General features: G+C 73.4%; 15 protein-coding genes and 1 pseudogene. 12 read left to right on the top strand and 4 right to left on the bottom strand.

What is annotated here, in order from left to right; genetic code table 11:
- Positions 1-415 precede the first annotated feature (415 nt).
- From AB0B76_RS35430 to AB0B76_RS35420, 3 genes are all read left to right on the top strand, one after another.
- Positions 416-1,273 (top strand): MoxR family ATPase, encoded by an 858-nt coding sequence (locus AB0B76_RS35430; protein ID WP_360383639.1) that lies wholly within the window; start codon positions 416-418, stop codon positions 1,271-1,273.
- Positions 1,260-2,303 carry a VWA domain-containing protein gene (locus AB0B76_RS35425; protein WP_360383637.1) on the top strand — a complete coding sequence of 348 codons (1,044 nt, stop codon included), beginning with the start codon at positions 1,260-1,262 and terminating at the stop codon, positions 2,301-2,303. The genes AB0B76_RS35430 and AB0B76_RS35425 overlap by 14 nt, the downstream gene beginning before the upstream one ends.
- 62 nt (positions 2,304-2,365) lie before the next feature.
- Complete coding sequence (locus AB0B76_RS35420) at positions 2,366-3,478, top strand: XdhC/CoxI family protein (protein WP_360383635.1); 1,113 nt, start codon at positions 2,366-2,368, stop codon at positions 3,476-3,478.
- Here the strand turns inward: AB0B76_RS35420 and AB0B76_RS35415 are convergent.
- Complete coding sequence (locus AB0B76_RS35415) at positions 3,475-4,296, bottom strand: alpha/beta hydrolase (RefSeq protein WP_360383633.1); 822 nt, start codon at positions 4,294-4,296, stop codon at positions 3,475-3,477. The genes AB0B76_RS35420 and AB0B76_RS35415 overlap by 4 nt on opposite strands.
- A gap of 33 nt (positions 4,297-4,329) precedes the next feature.
- Positions 4,330-4,923, bottom strand: a complete 594-nt coding sequence (locus AB0B76_RS35410) for a hypothetical protein (protein ID WP_360383631.1) — start codon at positions 4,921-4,923, stop codon at positions 4,330-4,332.
- Positions 4,924-5,063: 140 nt separating this feature from the next.
- Between AB0B76_RS35410 and AB0B76_RS35405 the strand changes: the two genes are divergently transcribed.
- A complete protein-coding gene (locus tag AB0B76_RS35405) occupies positions 5,064-5,309 on the top strand; it encodes a hypothetical protein (protein ID WP_360383629.1) in 246 nt (81 codons plus the stop codon).
- A 13-nt stretch (positions 5,310-5,322) separates the two neighbouring features.
- Positions 5,323-6,132: a class I SAM-dependent methyltransferase gene (locus AB0B76_RS35400; RefSeq protein WP_360383626.1), complete on the top strand. Its 810-nt coding sequence runs from the start codon at positions 5,323-5,325 to the stop codon at positions 6,130-6,132.
- A 159-nt stretch (positions 6,133-6,291) separates the two neighbouring features.
- Here the strand turns inward: AB0B76_RS35400 and AB0B76_RS35395 are convergent.
- A pseudogene (locus tag AB0B76_RS35395) lies at positions 6,292-6,693 on the bottom strand (methyltransferase domain-containing protein); the annotation flags it as partial.
- Positions 6,694-6,810: 117 nt separating this feature from the next.
- Here AB0B76_RS35395 and AB0B76_RS35390 point away from each other — a divergent pair.
- The 7 genes from AB0B76_RS35390 (at position 6,811) to AB0B76_RS35360 (ending at position 17,006) form a co-directional block, all read left to right on the top strand.
- Positions 6,811-8,010: a histidine kinase gene (locus AB0B76_RS35390; protein WP_360383732.1), complete on the top strand. Its 1,200-nt coding sequence runs from the start codon at positions 6,811-6,813 to the stop codon at positions 8,008-8,010.
- Positions 7,980-8,648, top strand: coding sequence for a response regulator transcription factor (locus AB0B76_RS35385; RefSeq protein ID WP_360383623.1), 669 nt, complete (start codon positions 7,980-7,982; stop codon positions 8,646-8,648). Before AB0B76_RS35390 ends, AB0B76_RS35385 begins: the two co-directional genes overlap by 31 nt.
- A 259-nt stretch (positions 8,649-8,907) precedes the next feature.
- Positions 8,908-11,982 (top strand): PfkB family carbohydrate kinase, encoded by a 3,075-nt coding sequence (locus AB0B76_RS35380; protein WP_360383620.1) that lies wholly within the window; start codon positions 8,908-8,910, stop codon positions 11,980-11,982.
- Positions 11,983-12,502: 520 nt separating this feature from the next.
- A complete protein-coding gene (locus tag AB0B76_RS35375; protein ID WP_360383618.1) occupies positions 12,503-13,027 on the top strand; it encodes a (2Fe-2S)-binding protein in 525 nt (174 codons plus the stop codon).
- Positions 13,024-15,387 (top strand): xanthine dehydrogenase family protein molybdopterin-binding subunit, encoded by a 2,364-nt coding sequence (locus AB0B76_RS35370; protein WP_360383615.1) that lies wholly within the window; start codon positions 13,024-13,026, stop codon positions 15,385-15,387. The genes AB0B76_RS35375 and AB0B76_RS35370 overlap by 4 nt, the downstream gene beginning before the upstream one ends.
- Positions 15,384-16,235: a xanthine dehydrogenase family protein subunit M gene (locus tag AB0B76_RS35365; RefSeq protein ID WP_360383613.1), complete on the top strand. Its 852-nt coding sequence runs from the start codon at positions 15,384-15,386 to the stop codon at positions 16,233-16,235. The genes AB0B76_RS35370 and AB0B76_RS35365 overlap by 4 nt, the downstream gene beginning before the upstream one ends.
- Before the next feature lie 66 nt (positions 16,236-16,301).
- A complete protein-coding gene (locus tag AB0B76_RS35360; protein ID WP_360383611.1) occupies positions 16,302-17,006 on the top strand; it encodes an SRPBCC family protein in 705 nt (234 codons plus the stop codon).
- A 214-nt stretch (positions 17,007-17,220) separates the two neighbouring features.
- Here the strand turns inward: AB0B76_RS35360 and AB0B76_RS35355 are convergent.
- A partial coding sequence (locus tag AB0B76_RS35355; protein WP_360383608.1) for a hypothetical protein occupies positions 17,221-17,433 on the bottom strand: 213 nt, incomplete at its 5' end.

Here is a 17,433-nt window from a genome sequence, read left to right as displayed (position 1 = left end):
GTGGGTGAGCGATGTGTGCGCGTTCGGGCCGGGATCTGGATGGGAGTGGGCGGCGCGGTTGGCGGTGCGTGCACGTTTGGACGGACTGGACGGTGTGGGTGAGCGATGTGTGCGCGTTCGGGCCGGGATCTGGATGGGAGTGGGCGGTGCGGTTGGCGGTGCGTGCACGTTTGGACGGACTGGACGGTGTAGGTGAGCGATGTGTGCGCGTTCGGGCCGGGATCTGGATGGGAGTGGGCGGTGCGGTGGCGATGTGTGCGCGTTCGGGCGGGAATGGACGGCGTCGCTGGGGCGGTGTGCACGTTCGGACTCGAACGGGTTGCTACGAGGGTGGACGGGCCCGAGATGTCGTAGTTGTGGCGGCACTCAGCGTGATGATTCCCCGAACGGCACGCTTAGGCGCATAGTTGTGGGCGTGCCGGACTTCGCCTCGCCGGCCGCTCTTGCGGCGCGCCTGGCCGACGTGGGCTACCTCGCTGATGAGGGGCTCGCGATGGCGGGCTTCCTTGCGCTGCGCCTGGGTCGGCCGATCTTTCTCGAAGGTGACGCCGGGGTGGGTAAGACCGCGTTCGCGGCTGCCCTGGCCGAGGCGGCCGGGGTCGAGCTCATCCGGCTTCAGTGTTACGAAGGGCTCGACGCCTCGCAGGCGCTCTACGACTGGGATTTTCCGCGCCAGGTGTTGCACCTGCGCGCCGTCGAGACCGCCGCCCGCGGTGAGCTTTCCGCCGACGAGCTCGAGGCCGACCTGTACGACCGGCGCTTCCTGCTCGCCCGGCCGCTCCTGCAGGCCGTCGAGCGCGCCCCCTGCGTGCTGCTCGTGGACGAGGTCGACCGCGCCGACGACGAGTTCGAGGCCTACCTGCTCGAGCTGCTCGCCGACGCGGCCGTCACGGTGCCCGAGCTGGGGCGGATCGTGGCCGAGGTACCGCCGGTCGTGGTGGTGACCAGCAACCGCACGCGCGAGGTGCACGACGCGTTGAAGCGCCGTTGTCTGTACCACTGGGTCGCCCACCCCACCCCCGAGCGCGAGGCCGCCATCGTGCGTACCCGGCTGCCCGGCATCGGCGAGCGGCTGGCCGCGCGGGTCGCGGAGGCCACCGCGCGGCTGCGGGCCCTCGACCTGGTCAAGCCCCCGGGCGTCGCCGAGGCGATCGACTGGGCCGCCGCCCTGCGGGCCCTCGGGCTGCCGGCGCCGGGCGTGGAGACGCTGGGCGTGGTGCTCAAGGTCCGCGAGGACATCGAGCTGGTGCGGGCCGCCGATGTCCTCACCTGACCGCGCGGTGCCGCTCGACCGGCGGCTGGCCTTCCTCACCGCGCTGGAGGCGGTGGGGCCCGAGCACGCGTACTGGGTCGGGCGCCTCACCCTGTGCGGTTCGCCGGAGGACATCGCGTGGTACGACGCCGCCGTGCGCGGGCAGGAGCGCGATCCGGCGCCGAAGGGCACGCCGTGGCAGGTGCGGCGGATGCCCGAGCGGTCGCTGTTCCGGGCCACGATGCCGCCGGCGGGACAGGCGGCCGACGGCGATCCGGCGCTGGCGGTGCAGGCCAGCGCGGAGGAGGTACTGCGGCATCGGGACCTCGCCACCCTGTCCACTGTGGAGCGGGTGGAGGCGGCGCGGCTGCTGCGGATCGCGGGGCGGGCCGAGCCCATGCGGCGCGGCCGGCGGTACACCCCGGCCTCGCGCGGAGTCGTGGACCGCCGCCGCACCGTGCGCGCCCTCCTGCGTGGCCCGGACGTGCTGCTGCGCAAGGCGCGCCGGCTGCGGCCCCGGCGCCTGGTCGTGCTGGTCGACGTGTCCGGGTCGATGTCGCCGTACGCCGACGCGCTGCTGCGCTTCGCCCACGCGCTGGTGCGGCACCGTCCACGGTGGACGACGGCGTACGCGCTCGGCACGCGCCTCACCCCGCTCACCGCCGCCCTGCGCACCCGCGACCCGGAGGCGGCCCTGCGCCTGGCCGGGCAGTCGATTCCCGACTGGCGCGGCGGTACCCGGCTGGCCGACACGATGCGCGCATTCGTGCGCGGCGACGGGCATCGCGGCGCCGCCCGCCGCGCGGTGGTCGTGGTCTGCAGCGACGGCTGGGAGACGGGGGACCCGGTGCGGCTGGCCGACACCGTCGCCCACCTGCGCCGCTTGGCCGCGCGCGTCGTCTGGGTCAGCCCGCACGCGGGGCGGCCCGGGTTCGCGCCGTCCGCGGGGGGCCTGGCCGCGGTGCTCCCGCACGTCGACGCGCTCGTCGCGGGCCATACCATCGCGGCGCTGGAGACGTTGGTGCAGAGCCTGGAGGTGCGTCGTGCGTGAGGTGCTCAGCGGCCCGCGCCATGGCGGCGCGGGGGATGTTGGGACGGTGCCGGAGGTGCGTCGTGCGTGAGGTGCTCAGCGAGCTGCTCGGCTGGTGGCGCGCCGGGGAGCCGGTGGGGATGGCCACCGTGGTGCGCACCTGGCACAGCTCGCCGCGGCCGGCGGGCGCGACGATGCTCGTCGGGCCGGACGGGACCGCGGTCGGCAGTGTCTCGGGCGGGTGTGTCGAGGGGGCCGTGTACGAGCTGGCGCGCGAGGTGGTCGAGCTGCGGAGCCCGGTCGTGCAGCGGTACGGCGTCAGCGACGACGACGCCTTCGCCGTCGGCCTGACCTGCGGCGGCATCATCGAGCTGCTGGTCGAGCCGGTCGACCGCACGACGTACCCGGAGCTGGAGCGCGTCGCGCACGCGATCGAGCACCGCGACCCGGTCGCCGTCGTGTCCATCGTGGAGGGACCGGCGGACCGTGTCGGGCGGCGCATCGTGGTGTGGCCCGGGTCCGCCGACGGCACCCTGGGCTCCGCGCGCCTCGACGCCGCGGTGACCGACGACGCCCGCGGCCTGCTCGCCGCCGGGCGGACCGACACCCTGCACTACGGCCTGGACGGGGAGCGCCGGGGCGAGGGCCTCACGGTGTTCGTGGCGTCGTACGCGCCGCCCGCGCGCATGCTCGTCTTCGGCGCCATCGACTTCGCGGCGTCGGTCGCGCGGATCGGTGCCTTCCTGGGGTACCACGTCACGGTCTGCGACGCCCGCCCGGTCTTCGCCACCTCGAAGCGCTTCCCGGGCGCCGACGAGGTCATCGTCGATTGGCCGCATCGGTACCTCCAGGGCGAGATCGACGCCGGCCGCGTCGACGACCGCACCGTCGTGTGCGTGCTCACGCACGACCCGAAGTTCGACGTGCCGGTGCTGGCGGTGGCGCTGAGCCGGGAGTTCGCGTACGTCGGGGCGATGGGCTCCCGCCGCACCCACGAGGACCGCATGGCGCGGCTGCGCGAGGCCGGGGTCGGCGAGACCGAGATCGCCCGCCTGTCCTCGCCGATCGGCCTCGACCTGGGCGCGCGCACCCCGGAGGAGACCGCCGTGAGCATCGCCGCCGAGATCATCGCCGGGCGCTGGGGCGGCGGGGGAGCGCGGCTCACCATGACGGCGGGCCGCATCCACCACGACTAGAACCCGCGCAGCGCCTCAGCCAGGCGGCCGGGCTGGTCCAGCGGGATCAGCGTGTCCGTGTCCTCGATCTCCACCAGCCGGCCCTGCGGCAGCAGCTCCGCGAGGCGCCGGCCGTGCTCGGGCGGCATCACGCGGTCGCGCTTGGCCCACACCACGAGCGCCGGGCGGTCGAAGCCGCACAGATCCTCCGCGGCGCGCATCAGGATCGTGCGGTCGGCGAAGACGGCGCGCAGTACACGTACCGAATCCCGGGCTATCGCTTTCTGGGTCAGGATCGGCGCCATCCAGGCGCGCGTCGCCCGGTCGCCGCGCCGGGTCAGCCGGCCGAACGCGATCGGGAGCCGCCGCGCCGGCTTGAGGCGCATCTGCTGCATGAACGCGCGGAACAGGCCCGCGGGCAGCCGGCCCAGCGCGGCGATCGTGCGGCCGGTCAGGCCCGGCGGCAGGTTGTCGAACGCCTCGCACGACACCAGCACGAGCCGGCCCACGCGGGGGTCGGCCGCGGCCAGCTGCGCGACCGCGCCGCCCGTGTCGTTGCCGACCAGGGTGACGTCGCGCAGGTCCAGCCGGTCGAGCAGTTCCCGCACCGTGGCGGCGGTGCCGGGCAGCGACAGGTCCGCGTCCGCGCGTACGGCGATGCGGTGCGCGCCGAACGGCAGCGTCGGGGCGATCACCCGGAAATGTGGCGAAATTTCGGGAATGACCGAATCCCACAGCGACGCGTCCATGAGGAGCCCGTGCAGCAGCACGATGACGGGCCCGGAGCCCCCGGTGTCGCGGTACTCGACGGTGCCCACCCCGAGCTCGATCTGCGTCATGCAAGAAGTGAACCATGTGGTTCACATCGAGCGCTAGGCCCGTTCTTCGCGTTCGAGGGCCCGCAGCAGCGCCCGCAGCCCGGCCGCGGTGCCCTCCTCGTCCCCGCCGGTCACCCGGTCGAGCAGGAGGCCGCGCAGCGTGGCGAGCATCATCTCCGCGACCTCGGCCTTCCGGGCGGCGCTCCAGTCCGGCGGGCACAGCGACAGCAGCGCGGGCAGGTAGCGCTCGGTCGCCTCGCGGCCGAACTGCGCGTACCGGGTGGGGTCGTACATCGCGAGCCCGGTCGACTGCTCCAGCACCCGATGCCCGAAGCGCGGGTCGGTGAGCACGGGCCACAGCGCCTCCACGCGCGCCGCGAGGGTCCCCGGACCGGCGGCGGCCGCGGCGAGCCCGGTGTCGATGCGCCGCTCCCGGAGCCGGTCCACCGCCTGCACGAGCAGATCGTCGACGCCGGCGAAGTGATAGAGCAAAACCTTGTGGGTGGTACCGGCGGCGCGTGCGGCCCGGCGCAGCGAGAAGTCCACGAGCCCGTGGGCCGCGAGGTCCTCCACGACGCGCTCGAGCAGCTCCTGCCGCCGGGCCTCGCCGCGGGCCGTGCCGGCCGACCGCCGGTAGACGCTCTCCACGGGCCCAGCATCCCAGACGGGCGGCGACGCGCGGGATGCCCGGCGAGCCGATTGCCCAGGGGTTGCCGCCGGGTAGTGCAACCGATTCGATCCGCGGAGTTGGTACCGTCGCCCGCCCGTCGCCCGGTAGCGTCCTGCGAGTGCTCGCGACCATGCTCGCCGCCGCGGCGACCGCCGGCGTCTACGTGCTGCTGATCTCGCGCCACCTGTACAAGGCCGCCGCAACGGGCCGGCCGCACCGCCGCCTGGCCGACGCCGAGCGGTCCGCGACGGTGCGCCTCCTCTACGGCGACCTCGACCGCGCCGGCTACCGCGCGGAGCTGGAGATGCTGGCCGCCCTGGACGCCGTCGGGCGGCCACTGGTGGTTCCGGCGTCCGAGAGCTGACGCGACTCATGGTGTGGGATTTGTCGTCGCCGAGGACGCCGTGCGCGCCGCGACCGCGCTCGGCATGCCTGTCGTCGAGGGTCGACGGCTCCCTGGGCGCGAACGCGGCCGGCTCGGGACGGTGGGCCGGCGCGCTGCGGCCTACGGTCTGATGATGACGACGAAGGCCGCGTACGACGCCCACGCCGACTGGTACGAGGACTACGTGACCGGGGCCGCCGCCGAGTACACGACGCGACGGCAGGCGCTGCTGCGCCGGCTGCTCGGGGCCGGGCCGGGCGTCTGCCTGGACCTGTGCTGCGGCACCGGGGTGCAGGCCGCCGAGCTGAGCGCGCTCGGGTGGAGCCCCGTCGGGCTGGACCTGTCCGGCGGCCAGCTGCGCCACGCCGTGCGCCGGCTACCGGTGGTGCGGGCGGACGCGGCGGCGCTGCCGTTCGCCGACGGCGCGGTCCCGGCGGTCGACTGCGTCCTCGCGCACACCGACGTGCCGGACTACGCGGCCGTGCTCCGCGAGGTGGCCCGGGTGCTGCGGCCCGGCGGCCGGTTCGTCCACATCGGCGTGCACCCCTGCTACGTGGGCGCGTTCGCCGACTGGAGCGCCCGGCCCACCGTCGTCGTCGACGAGCGCTACGCCGACCGGTCGCACACCTACGAGGCCTGGTGCCCGGCCGGGGTCCGGGCCCGCGTCGGCGCCTGGCACCTACCGCTCGCCGATCTGCTCAACGCGGTGATCGCGGCCGGGCTGCGGCTCGACCGGGTGGAGGAGGTCGGCCCGGCCGGCGTTCCCGACGTCCTGGGCCTGGCCGCCGTGAAGCCCGCCTGAGGGGGCGGTCGCGCGGTAGGCGAAGGCCGGCGGCAGGTTGCGCCACACCAGCCGGCTCGTGCGCAAGGTGCCGAAGCGCCGGCCGAGCTCGCCGGCGAACCGGCGGCCGGGCGGCGTCCAGGCCGCGTGGGCGTAGGCGAACGTGGTGAACGCGCCCGCCGGTGCGAGTACAGCGGCGACCGCATCGAGAATCCGGTGCCGGACCGGCTCCGGCATGACGGTCCACGGCAGCCCGGACACCACCGCGTCGACCGGATGGTCCACCAGGCTCGCCAGGTCGGCGGCGGAGCCGTGCACGACGTCCACCGGCTGCCCGCGGTACCGGTCGGCCAGGCGCGCGGCGAGGTGGCGATTGAGCTCGATCGCGACGATCCGGGTGCCGGGCCCGACCCGGCGCCGGATCGCGTCGGTGAAGACGCCGGTCCCGGGCCCCAGCTCGACGACGGTCCGGGCCCGCTCCAGGCCGATGCCCTCGGTCATCGTCCGGGCGAGCGCGGGCGAGCTCGCGGCGATCGCCCCGGTCAGCAGCGGGTGGCGCAGGAACTCGGTGAGAATCGACATGGCGGGGACGCTAGGAGCCATGATCATCATCGGTCGTCCGTCCGGCCGGCCGTCCCCGTCCTACCGTGGGAGGACTCCCGCCCGTCCTCCGATCGGTACCGTTGGGCCGTGTTCAGGATGGTGGGACGGCGAGCGGTCGACCCGATCCTCGCGGTCGCCCTCGCGGCGCCGGCGATCGTCGTCCCGCCCGCCGGGCGGCCGCTCTGGGTGCAGATCCTCGTTCTGGCCGGATTGGTACTGCCGCTGCTCGGACGTCGCCACCGCCCGGCGGCGATGACCGCCATCATGCTCGCCGCCGCCTGGCTCGGGCTGCTCACCCGGGCCTGGGCGGAGCATCTCCCGCTCGCCCACCTGGCGCTGCTGTTGATGCTCTACACGCTTGTCGTGCGCGGCCGGCGCCGGGCGGCGACCGTCGCCGGTACGGCCGTGGCCGCGTTCTTCGGCGCCTGGACCCTCACCGTCCGGGCCGCCCCGGACACGGGCTGGAGCCTGCTCACCTACGGCCTGGCGATCGCCACGGCCTGGCTGCTCGCCGAGCGCGTGCGGGGCCGGCGCGCCTACCTCGAGTCGGTCGAGCGCCGGGCCGAGCTGGCCGACTCCGAGCGCCGGGCGCTGGCGCGCGCCGCCGCCGCGGAGGAGCGGACCCGGATCGCCCGGGAACTGCACGACGTGCTCGCCCACAGCGTCAGCGTCATGGTCGTCAACGCCGAGGGCGCGCAGCTGATGCGGCACACCGACCCGGCCGCGGTGGACCGGACGCTGCGGCTGGTGAGCGCCACCGGGCGGGAGGCGCTGAACGAGCTGCGCCGTCTGCTGGCGGTGCTGGAGGCCGGCGGACCGCCGCCGCCGCCGTCTCCGACCCTGGCCGACCTTCCGCGGCTGACGGCCGGGGTCGACGGGGCGGTCATCCGGGTCACCGGCCGCGGCGACGACGTGCCGGCCGGGGCCGTGGTCCAGGCCTACCGGATCGTCCAGGAGGCGCTGGCGAACGTGGTCAAGCACGCCGGGGCCGGCGCCGGCCCCGAGGTCACCGTCGATCTGGGTGAGCCCGGCCCGGGGCGCGCGGTCCGGATCGAGGTGCGCGACCACGGTACCGCCGCGCCCCGGTCGCCGCGGCTGCCGTCGTCCGGGCGGGGCATCGCGGGCATGCGCGAGCGGGTGGCGATGTTCGGCGGCACGCTGGACGCGGCCCCGCGGCCGGAGGGCGGCTACCGGGTGGTCGCCACGCTGCCGCTCGAACCGGCCGTCACAGCGATTCCACAGCGGTACACCGGCAGCATGGAGGCATGTCCGACCGGAAACCGTCCCGGGTCCTGATCTGCGACGACCAGGAGATGATGCGGGTCGGGCTCCGCATGGTGGTCGACAGCCAGCCCGACCTCACCGTCGTCGGCGAGGCGGCCGACGGCCGGCAGGCGATCGACCTGGCGGTGGAGCACCACCCGGACGTGATCCTCCTGGACGTGCGCATGCCCGGCCTGGACGGCGTGACCGCGGCCGGCCGGATCCGCGGCGCCCTGCCCGCGACCCGAATCCTGATGATCACGACGTTCGACCTCGACGAGTACGCCTTCGCGGCCCTGCGCAACGGTGCCGACGGCTTCCTCGTGAAGGACGCGCCCGCCGCGGAGATGCTCGTGGCGATCCGCGGCGTGCTGCGAGGCGACCCGATGGTGTCGCCGTCGGTCACCCGAAGACTGCTCGACCGGTACGTCACCGCCGGCCCCGGCCCGCAGCCCGACCCGCGCCTGCAGCGCCTTACCGACCGCGAGCGGGAAGTGCTGAGCCTGATCGCCCGCGGGCTGAGCAACGCCGAGATCGCCGGCCGCCTCTACCTGGGCGAGACCACGGTGAAGACCCACGTGGGCCGGATCTTCGCCAAACTGCAGGTGCGGGACCGGGTCGGTGCGGTCGTGTGGGCCTACGAGAGCGGGCTGAGCCGGCCCGGCGTCTGAGCGCGTCTCCACCGACCGCTCCGCCGCTGGCACTTCCGGCGGAGTGACGGCATGCGCACGTACCGTTGCCACCGTTTGTCGTCGATGCCACAATTTAGGCCCGAGCCGGCGGCGGAGGATGTCATGACAGGGTCCCCACCTCGTCTCGACGTCGTCGGGCTGGGGGCGTTGAACGTCGACTACATCGCGAGCGCGTCGAGCCTCACCAGGCGCATGGCGGATCATGTGATCGAGTCGGCCGCCCGTTTCGAGGGCAACGTTGAAGGCTGGCCGGCCGGGACGGGCGGATGGCGCGGTCGAGCAGTTCCGGCTCGCGCTGCCCTTCGCGGCCGACGGGGCGTTGGAGGATGCCACCGGGGCCGGGGACGCGTTCTCCGCCGCGGTCCTTGCCGGGCTCTCTTCCAGGGAAATCCAAGTCGAGCTCGGCTCACTGCTCGGGCTCAGCCTGGCCCGCCACAAGCTGCAGGGTTCCGGCCTGCCGGCGCTGGCCGGCGGGTTCCTGCAGATCCGGGAGAGCCTGACGCGCCAGCGGCCGCGGCCCTCCGGGGTTTTTCTGTCGCACGAGGGCTCTCCGCCGTCCCTGGACGTCCGGGAATTCCTCGAAGTCGACTGCGGGGTGGTGGTGTTCGAGCTGAACCGGGTCGAACCGCGGCCGCCGGTCGCCGAGGCGATGCGGGCGATCCTGGCCGCGTGCAGTTTCGCCGTGTGCGTGCTCACCGTGGACGCCTCGACGGACGACGGTCTCGGGCTGGCCGACCAGGACGTCGTCCATCAGGCCGGTATCTTTCACGGCCGCTACGGGTTCGACATCGTCGGGGTGGGCGCGTTGAACCTGGACTACATCGCGACGGCCGCGACGGTGCAGCGGCAGGCCTCCGCCGACGGTGTACACCTCGTTGCGCGACTCAACGACATGCTCGCCGGTGAGGCACCGATCGAATGGGGCGTGGAACGCGACGTCGGGGCGGACGTGATCTATGCCGCGCTGGAGGCGGCTGACGCCGGTTCGCTGAAGGTCAGCCTCGGCGGGTCGGCGTTCAACGCCATCACCGCGATCGCTCAGACCCGGCTCGGCCTGCGGCTGGGCTATGTCGGCGTCGCCGGAAGCATGCCGATGTTGGGCATGTCGAGCAACGGGCAGCTGCAGTTACTCGGCATCGACGACTCCGGCGTGCGCAGTTATGCCGACGTGCTCAGCGGCATCTGTTTCTCGTTCATCGCTGACGGCGAGCGAACGTTGCTGACCCACGCCGGGGCCAATGAACTCATGGCCGACTATCTCGACGACGACTTCGAGACGGTCGTCAAATACCTGTCGGGCGCCCGGGTGGTGCACGTGACGTCGTTTCTCGACACGCGGACACCGCCACGAATGCGCGCAGTGCTCGATGCGGTCCGGCAGCGCAGCGCCGACACGATGATCTCGTTCGACCCGGGGCACGTGTGGGCGACGAATCCCACCCCCGACATCGCCGAGATCGTGCGGCTGGCGGACTTCCTGCTCCTCAACCAGCGCGAGTTCAAGGCGCTCGGCGAGTACCGGCCGGGCGACGACGAGAGCGACGTGGCCGACCGGCTGCTCGCAGTGGCCCGGGCCGGCGCGACGATCCTCGTGAAGAAGCCGTCCGGCATCACCACCTTCACACGGTCCGCCGGGCGGGTGCGGCGGGACCACTACGCGCAGTCGGCGCTGACGGCGGGCGAGGTCGAGGACGCGACCGGAGCCGGCGACGTCTTCGCGGCCGGGCTGCTCGCCGTCATCACCTCGGATCGGCTCCAGGTCGAGCTCGGGTCGCTGCTGGGCATGGCGCTGGCCCGCCACAAACTGCGCTATGTCGGGCACAGTGGCCACGCGCAGTTTCCGCGGGTCGCCCGGAGCCTGATCCGCTCGCTCGACGCCGGGCGGCGCGCGCCCGTCGAACCGCTCGGGGTGTTCATCGCCCACGGCGGCCGGTCCGATTGGTTGGCCGTCAAGGAACTCGTCGAGGCCGAACCGGGGCTTCCGGTGCACTTCTTCGAGCGCCAGACGTGGGGCAGCGTGGCGGTGACCGAGGCGCTGGAGACCAACCTTGCGCTGTGCTCGTTCGCGGTGTGCGTGCTGACGGCCGAAGACCTGACCGTGGAGGGCAAGCGCATGGCCCGGCAGAACGTGGTACACGAGATCGGGCTTTTCCAAGGCAAGTACGGATTCGACCGCGTCGCGGTACTGGTCGAGGAGGGGTGCCGACTACGTACCCGAGCTCGCTGCGCCGTACACGATCCCGTTCCCCCACAACGGAATCTCGTCGATCTTCTGGCGGATGCGGCGGCTCCTCAAGCAGCGATTCGCGACGTAGCGCGAGTGGAAAAACGGTGTGACGGGGGTCACCGGCGACGGGACAACGGGCCTCGACGCGGAGCGATAACTTGCTGGTCGATTCCGTTGCCCTGGAGGTCCCTCATGCGCGCTCTCGCCGCCGCCGTCGCCGGTGCCGCCCTCGCCAGCGCCGCCCTCGCGGTGCTGCCGGCCACCGCCGCCCTGGCCGCCGACCCGCAGCCGGACCTGGCCGTGGCCATCGCCGCCGACCAGCCGTCCTACGCGGAGAACGCGCCGTTCTCGCTGACGGTGGTGGTCACCAACCACGGCGCGGCCAAGGCCGTGCACTCCCACATTGCCGGCGGCTACGTGAAGAGCCTGGAGGACGTGGACTACGGCGCGCTGGAGACGGGCTTCGACCTCGACGCCGGCGGGTCCAAGACGTTCACGATCACGGGGAAGACCACGCACCAGGCCTGGCGGTACGGTGGCGCCCCGCTGAGCTTCACCCTCGAGTCGGACAACGGCGACGCCAACGCCGCCGACAACACCGCCGGCCTGGTGATCAAGGTCCCCGGCGCGTTCGGCGACGTCGACGTCCAGGTCTGCGTCGGCAACGCCCCGACCGGCGACTGCGGCGACGGCAGCCCGGGCGCCCCCGGCATCACGGTGCTCGCCGTCGAGGACGGCACGAACAAGACCTACGGCCAGGCCGTCACCGACGCCAAGGGCATCGCCCACCTGACCCACCTGCCGGCCGGCTCCGTCGGCCTCCAGTTCTCCACGCCGCCCGGCTGGCAGATGGTGCTCCCGGAGGGCGGCGCCGGCGACGCCCAGGTCGTCGAGGGCCAGCGCGGCCTGAACGCGGTGTTCGCGAAGCGCGTACCCGTGCCGAGTTCGGCCGCACCTTCCGCCCCGGCGCTGCCGGTGACCGGCTCCGACACGGCCCTGCTGGTCGGCGGCGGCATCGCCGCCGTTCTGGCCGGCGCGGTGCTGATCCTCGTCGCCCGCCGCCGCCGGATCATCCTGCGCAGCTGACCTGTTCCGTCCCCGCCTTGCGGTCGCTCGAGGTCCCGGCCTGACCGGCGGTCTCGGCCGGCTGCGGCTCCGGGCCGGCATCACCACCTTCACGCGGGCCGGCGGGCGGCGGACCGCCTCCCGGTCGAGTCCGGCCGGCGCCGCGACCGTGACCATGCGGCGGTCATCCGCCGCATCCGCTCCGGTCGCGACTCCGGGTGGCGGCCGGCCGCGTTGCACCACGCGTAGTCGGACCGTTCGCCGGCGACGCCGGAACGATCCGCGCCGCCGGGGGCGCGACGGGTGGACGCCGCGCCGGACGAGTTCGGCTGACCGTCGTCGCACGGCGTCGGGGGAGACGCGATCGAGCGCCGGGGAGTCGCCGGTTCGGGCCGGCGGAGATTTTGAGGGGGCGTGGGTGGAGCGAAGCTCCCCCACCGCGAGCGCAGCGAGCCAGAGACCCAGGGTCTTGCTTTGATCTTCATTGGAGGCGTTTGCTGATCAGGCATTGCCTGACTGGCATGTCCCCGCGGGAGGCAGCATGTCCTCTGCCCAACGAGTTCGCGTCAGTGTCGACGTCGACGGCAGCCGCTACGTCGATGATGTCGAGCCGCGAACCCTCCTCGTCCAACATCTTCGTGAGCGGCTCGGCAAGGTTGGTACGGTCGTCGGCTGCGATACCAGCAACTGTGGCTCGTGCACGGTCCTCATGGGCAGTCCCGACGCGGTGCCGCACAGCGTCAAGAGCTGCTCCGTCCTCGCCGTGCAGGCCGACGGCGCCAGTGTCACCACGATCGAGGGGCTGGCCGGCCCCGGCGGCGAGTTGCACGCGGTGCAGCGTGCCTTCCACGAGCTGCACGCGCTGCAGTGCGGGTACTGCACGCCCGGGATGATCTTGTCCGCGGTGGACCTGCTCCGGGAGAACGACGACCCGACCGAGGAGGAGGTGCGGGAGGGGCTGTCCGGCAACCTCTGCCGCTGCACCGGGTACCAGAACATCGTGCGCGCGGTCCAGGCCGCGGCCGCGGCGCTGCGCACGAGCGACGTCAGCGAGGTCCACGTATGACCGCCATCGTGGAACCCGAGGTCGGCGCGGCCAGGAGGCGCAAGGAGGACGCGCGGCTCATCACCGGGCGTACGCGCTGGACCGACAACATCGCGCTGCCCGGGATGCTGCACCTGGCGATCCTGCGCAGCCCGCACGCCTCCGCGCGGATCACGCGCGTCGACGTGTCCGGGGCGCTGAGCGCGCCGAACGTGGTGGCCGCGTTCAGCGGCGCCGACGTCGCCGACGTGCAGGGCAGCCTGCCGTGCGCGTGGCCGGTGACCGAGGACATCGTGCACCCGGTGCGGCCGCCGCTGGCCGTTGACCTGGTCCGGTACCACGGGGAGGCCGTCGCCGTCGTCGCCGCCCGCGACGCCGCGAGCGCGATCGACGCGCTGGAGGCGATCGAGGTCGACTACGAGCCGCTCGAGCCGATGCTCGACCTCGCCGCCGCGGCCGAAGACCAGATTCTGGTGCATCCGGACAAGGGCACCAACCGGTCGTACACCTGGATCTTCGACTCCGCCGCCGCGGGCACCGGCACGAGCGTCGCCGACGCCGACGCCGAGGTGCGCGTCCAGCGCCGCTATGTGCAGCAGCGCCTGATCCCGGCCTTCATGGAGCCGCGCAGCGTCGTGGTGGATCCGGGCGCAGGGGAGTACACCATCTGGTCCGCCACCCAGATCCCGCACATCCTGCGGGTGTTCTATGCGCTGCTCACCGGCGTCCCCGAGCACAAGATCCGGGTCATCGCGCCCGACGTGGGCGGCGGCTTCGGCGGGAAGCTCCAGGTCACGCCGGAGGAGATGATCGCGTTCCTGGCCGCCCAGCGGATCCAGAAGCCGGTCAAGTACACCGAGACGCGCGGCGACACCATGCTCTCCGCGCACCACGGGCGCGACCAGATCCAGGACATCACGCTCACCGCCCGCCGCGACGGCACCCTCACCGGCATCGACGTCAAGCTCATCGCGAACATGGGCGCCTACCTCGGGCTGGTCGGGCCGGGCGTGCCGATCCTGGGCGCATTCATGTACAACTCGATCTACAAGGTCCCGGCGTACCGCTTCGAGTGCACCGGCGTCTTCACCAACACCACGATCACCGACGCCTACCGCGGCGCGGGCCGGCCCGAGGCGACCTACGCGATCGAGCGCGCCATGGACGAGCTCGCCGCCGAGCTGGAGCTCGACCCGATCGAGCTGCGCCGCCGCAACTGGATCAAGGCCGAGGAGTTCCCGTTCACGACCGTGGCGGGCCTGGTCTACGACTCCGGCGACTACGACGCGGCCACGGACAAGGCCCTCGAGCTGTTCGGCTACGACGGCCTGCGGGCCGAGCAGGCGAAAAGGCGAGAAGCGGGGGATCCGGTACAGCTTGGGCTCGGAGTCTCCACATATACGGAAATGTGCGGCCTGGCCCCGTCGCGGATCCTCGGCGCGCTGCGGTACGCGGCCGGCGGCTGGGAGACCGCCGCGGTGCGCGTGCTGCCCACCGGCAAGGTCGAGGTCGTCACCGGCACGAGCCCGCACGGCCAGGGTCACGTCACGGCCTGGAGCCAGATCGTCGCCGACGAGCTCGGGGTGGCCTTCGAGGACGTCGAGGTGCTGCACGGCGACACGCGGACCTCGCACAAGGGGCTGGACACGTACGGCTCCCGCTCCCTCGCCGTCGGCGGGGTCGCGCTGGTCGAGGCCTGCCGCAAGGTACGCGACAAGGCGCGGACGGTCGCCGCGCACATGCTGGAGTGCAGCCCGGACGATCTCGAGTTCGCGGCGGGGGCGTTCCGGGTGCGAGGTACACCCGAAGCCGCCAAGACCATCGGGGACTGCGCGTTCGCCGTATTCGCCGCCCACGACCTGCCCGACGGGGTGGAGGCGTCGCTGGACGCCGACGCCACCTTCGACCCGCAGACGTTCTCGTTCCCGCACGGCACGCACCTGTGCGCGACGGAGGTCGACACGCAGACCGGGAGAGTCACGATCCGGCGGTACGTCGCGGTAGACGACGTCGGCCGGGTGGTCAACCCGCTCATCGTCGAGGGCCAGGTGCACGGCGGCGTGGCCCAGGGCATCGCGCAGGCCCTGCACGAGGAGGCCGTCTACGACGCCGGGGGCACGCTGCTGACCGGGTCGTTCGTGGAGTACACGATCCCGAGCGCCGCGGACCTGCCGACCATCGAGTCGGACCGGACCGAGACGCCGGCGACCTCGAACCCGCTCGGCGTCAAGGGCGTCGGCGAGGCGGGCGCGATCGCCGCGACCCCGGCCGTGGTCAACGCGATCGTCGACGCTCTGCGGCCCTACGGGGTGTCCGATGTACCGATGCCGTGCACTCCCGAGCGGGTGTGGCGGGCGCTGAAGCGAGGGGGTGCGAGTTGATCCCGGTTCCGTTCGACTACACGCGGCCGTCCACTGTGGAGGAGGCGGTCGCCGCGCTCGGCTCGGCCGAGGACGCCAAGCTCCTGGCCGGCGGCCAGTCGCTGCTGCCCGTGCTCCGGCTCCGGCTCGCGGCCCCGACCGTGCTCATCGACCTCGGCGCGGTGCCGGGCCTCGCCGGCGTACGCGTCGACGGCGACGCGCTCGTAATCGGCGCCATGACCACGCACGCGGAGGTGGCGGCGTCCGACCTGGTGCGCGAGCACGCGCCGCTGCTCGCCGCCGCGGCCGCGACGGTGGGCGACCGCCAGGTGCGTCACCGCGGCACCCTTGGCGGTTCGCTCGCCCACGCCGACCCGGCCGCCGACCTGCCCGCCGTGGCGGCGGCCCTGGACGCGACATACGTCGTTCAGGGCCCGGCGGGCCGGCGGTCGGTCCCCGCGGCCGACTTCGCGGTCGACCTGTTCACCACCGCGCTCGACCCGGACGAGATCCTGGTCGAGGTACGCCTGCCCTCGACCGCCGGCTGGGCCGTGCACTACGAGAAGTTCCACCGCACCGCCCAGTCGTGGGCGATCGTCGGGGTGGCGGCCGCGGTACGCCGCGACAACGGCGGCATCGGGGCGGCCCGCGTCGCGCTGACCAACGTGGGGCCGGTACCCCATCGCGCCCGCGACGTCGAGACGGCCCTGACCGGTTCGCCGGCCACCCCCACCGCGATCGCCGAGGCCTGCTCACGGGCGGCGACCGGCACCGCGCCGGTGGACGACCTGACCGCGTCCGCGGAGTACCGCCGGGAGCTCGCGCGGGTCCTGACCACCCGGGCGGTCTGCCGCGCGCTGGGCGTTTAATCTGACTAACGTCGAGGTGGCCCCGGCCGCGTGCCGGGGCCATCGACCTTTTGGAGGTAGCGGCCCGTGCAACTGGAGAACACCTTCATCGTGCCCGTCCCGGTCGAGCGGGCCTGGGCCGTGCTGCTGGACATCGAACGAATCGCGCCCTGCATGCCCGGGGCCACACTGACCTCGGTCGAGGGCGACGACTTCACCGGCACCGTGAAGGTGAAGCTCGGCCCGGTCAGCCTCACGTTCAAGGGCTCCGGCCGCTTCGTCGAGCGCGACGAGGCCGCCCGGCGCGTCGTGATCGGCGCGTCGGGCGCCGACAGCCGCGGCGGCGGCACCGCCCGCGCGACGGTGACCGCGGCGCTCGTCGCGGAGGGCGACGGAACCCGGGTGAACGTGTCGACCGACCTCGACATCACCGGCAAGGCCGCCCAGTTCGGCCGCGGCCTCATCGGCGACGTGAGCGGGAGGCTCATCGGGCAGTTCGCGGACTGCCTCGCGGGCAAGCTCGCCGAGGACACCGCCCCTTCGCCGGCCGCACCGTCCGCGCCGGTCACGGGCGGGGAGGCGCCGGAGGGGTCCGAGGGGCCGGTCGTCACCGTGGATGACGCCCGGGCGGGGGAGCCGGTCGCGCCGGTGCAGCCCGACGCCGAGCCGATCGACCTGCTGGCGGTGGCCGGGGTGGGCCCGGCGGTGCGGCGCGTGATGCCCTACGTCGTGACCGCCGCGGCGAGCTTCGCGGTGGTGCTGGGCATCATCTGGTGGATTCGCCGCCGCTGACGGGGTTAGTGCCCACATTCATCCAACGCCCTTGAGCGCCGCGTGTCGCAGACTCGCGTGTGCGCAGTGAGGCGTCACCGAGCGCTACGCACCGTTGAGCGCCGCGCGCAGTCGGGCGCCGCATCGAGTCGGCTGTCATTGAGCGCCGCGTGGAGTTTGAGCGTTGCGCACAGTTGAGCGCGGCGCGCAGTCGGGCGCCGCATCGAGTCGGCTGTCATTGAGCGCCGCGTGCAGTTTGAGCGCTGCGCACAGTTGCGCGCGGCGCGCAGTCGGGCGCCGCATCGAGTCGGCTGTCATTGAGCGCCGCGTGCAGTTTGAGCGCTGCGCACAGTTGCGCGCCGCGTGCGGTCGGGGTGCAGTTGCGCGCCGCGTGCAGTCGGCCGTAATCGAGCGCCGCGCACAGTTGCGCGTTGCGTGCGGTCGGGTG

The organism is Dactylosporangium sp. NPDC049140 (assembly GCF_040648435.1).
The sequence above is the reverse complement of the archived record's forward strand: the minus strand, read 5'-3'. Positions and strand labels throughout refer to the sequence as shown.

What these genes read in the sequence shown, in the direction of transcription:
- AB0B76_RS35415 (WP_360383633.1), bottom strand. Translation starts at nt 4,296, where the DNA reads ATGACGCAGATCGAGCTCGGGGTGGGCACCGTCGAGTACCGCGACACC.
- AB0B76_RS35370 (WP_360383615.1), top strand. Translation starts at nt 13,024, where the DNA reads ATGACCGCCATCGTGGAACCCGAGGTCGGCGCGGCCAGGAGGCGCAAG.
- AB0B76_RS35375 (WP_360383618.1), top strand. Translation starts at nt 12,503, where the DNA reads ATGTCCTCTGCCCAACGAGTTCGCGTCAGTGTCGACGTCGACGGCAGC.
- AB0B76_RS35425 (WP_360383637.1), top strand. Translation starts at nt 1,260, where the DNA reads ATGTCCTCACCTGACCGCGCGGTGCCGCTCGACCGGCGGCTGGCCTTC.
- AB0B76_RS35385 (WP_360383623.1), top strand. Translation starts at nt 7,980, where the DNA reads ATGTCCGACCGGAAACCGTCCCGGGTCCTGATCTGCGACGACCAGGAG.
- AB0B76_RS35390 (WP_360383732.1), top strand. Translation starts at nt 6,811, where the DNA reads ATGGTGGGACGGCGAGCGGTCGACCCGATCCTCGCGGTCGCCCTCGCG.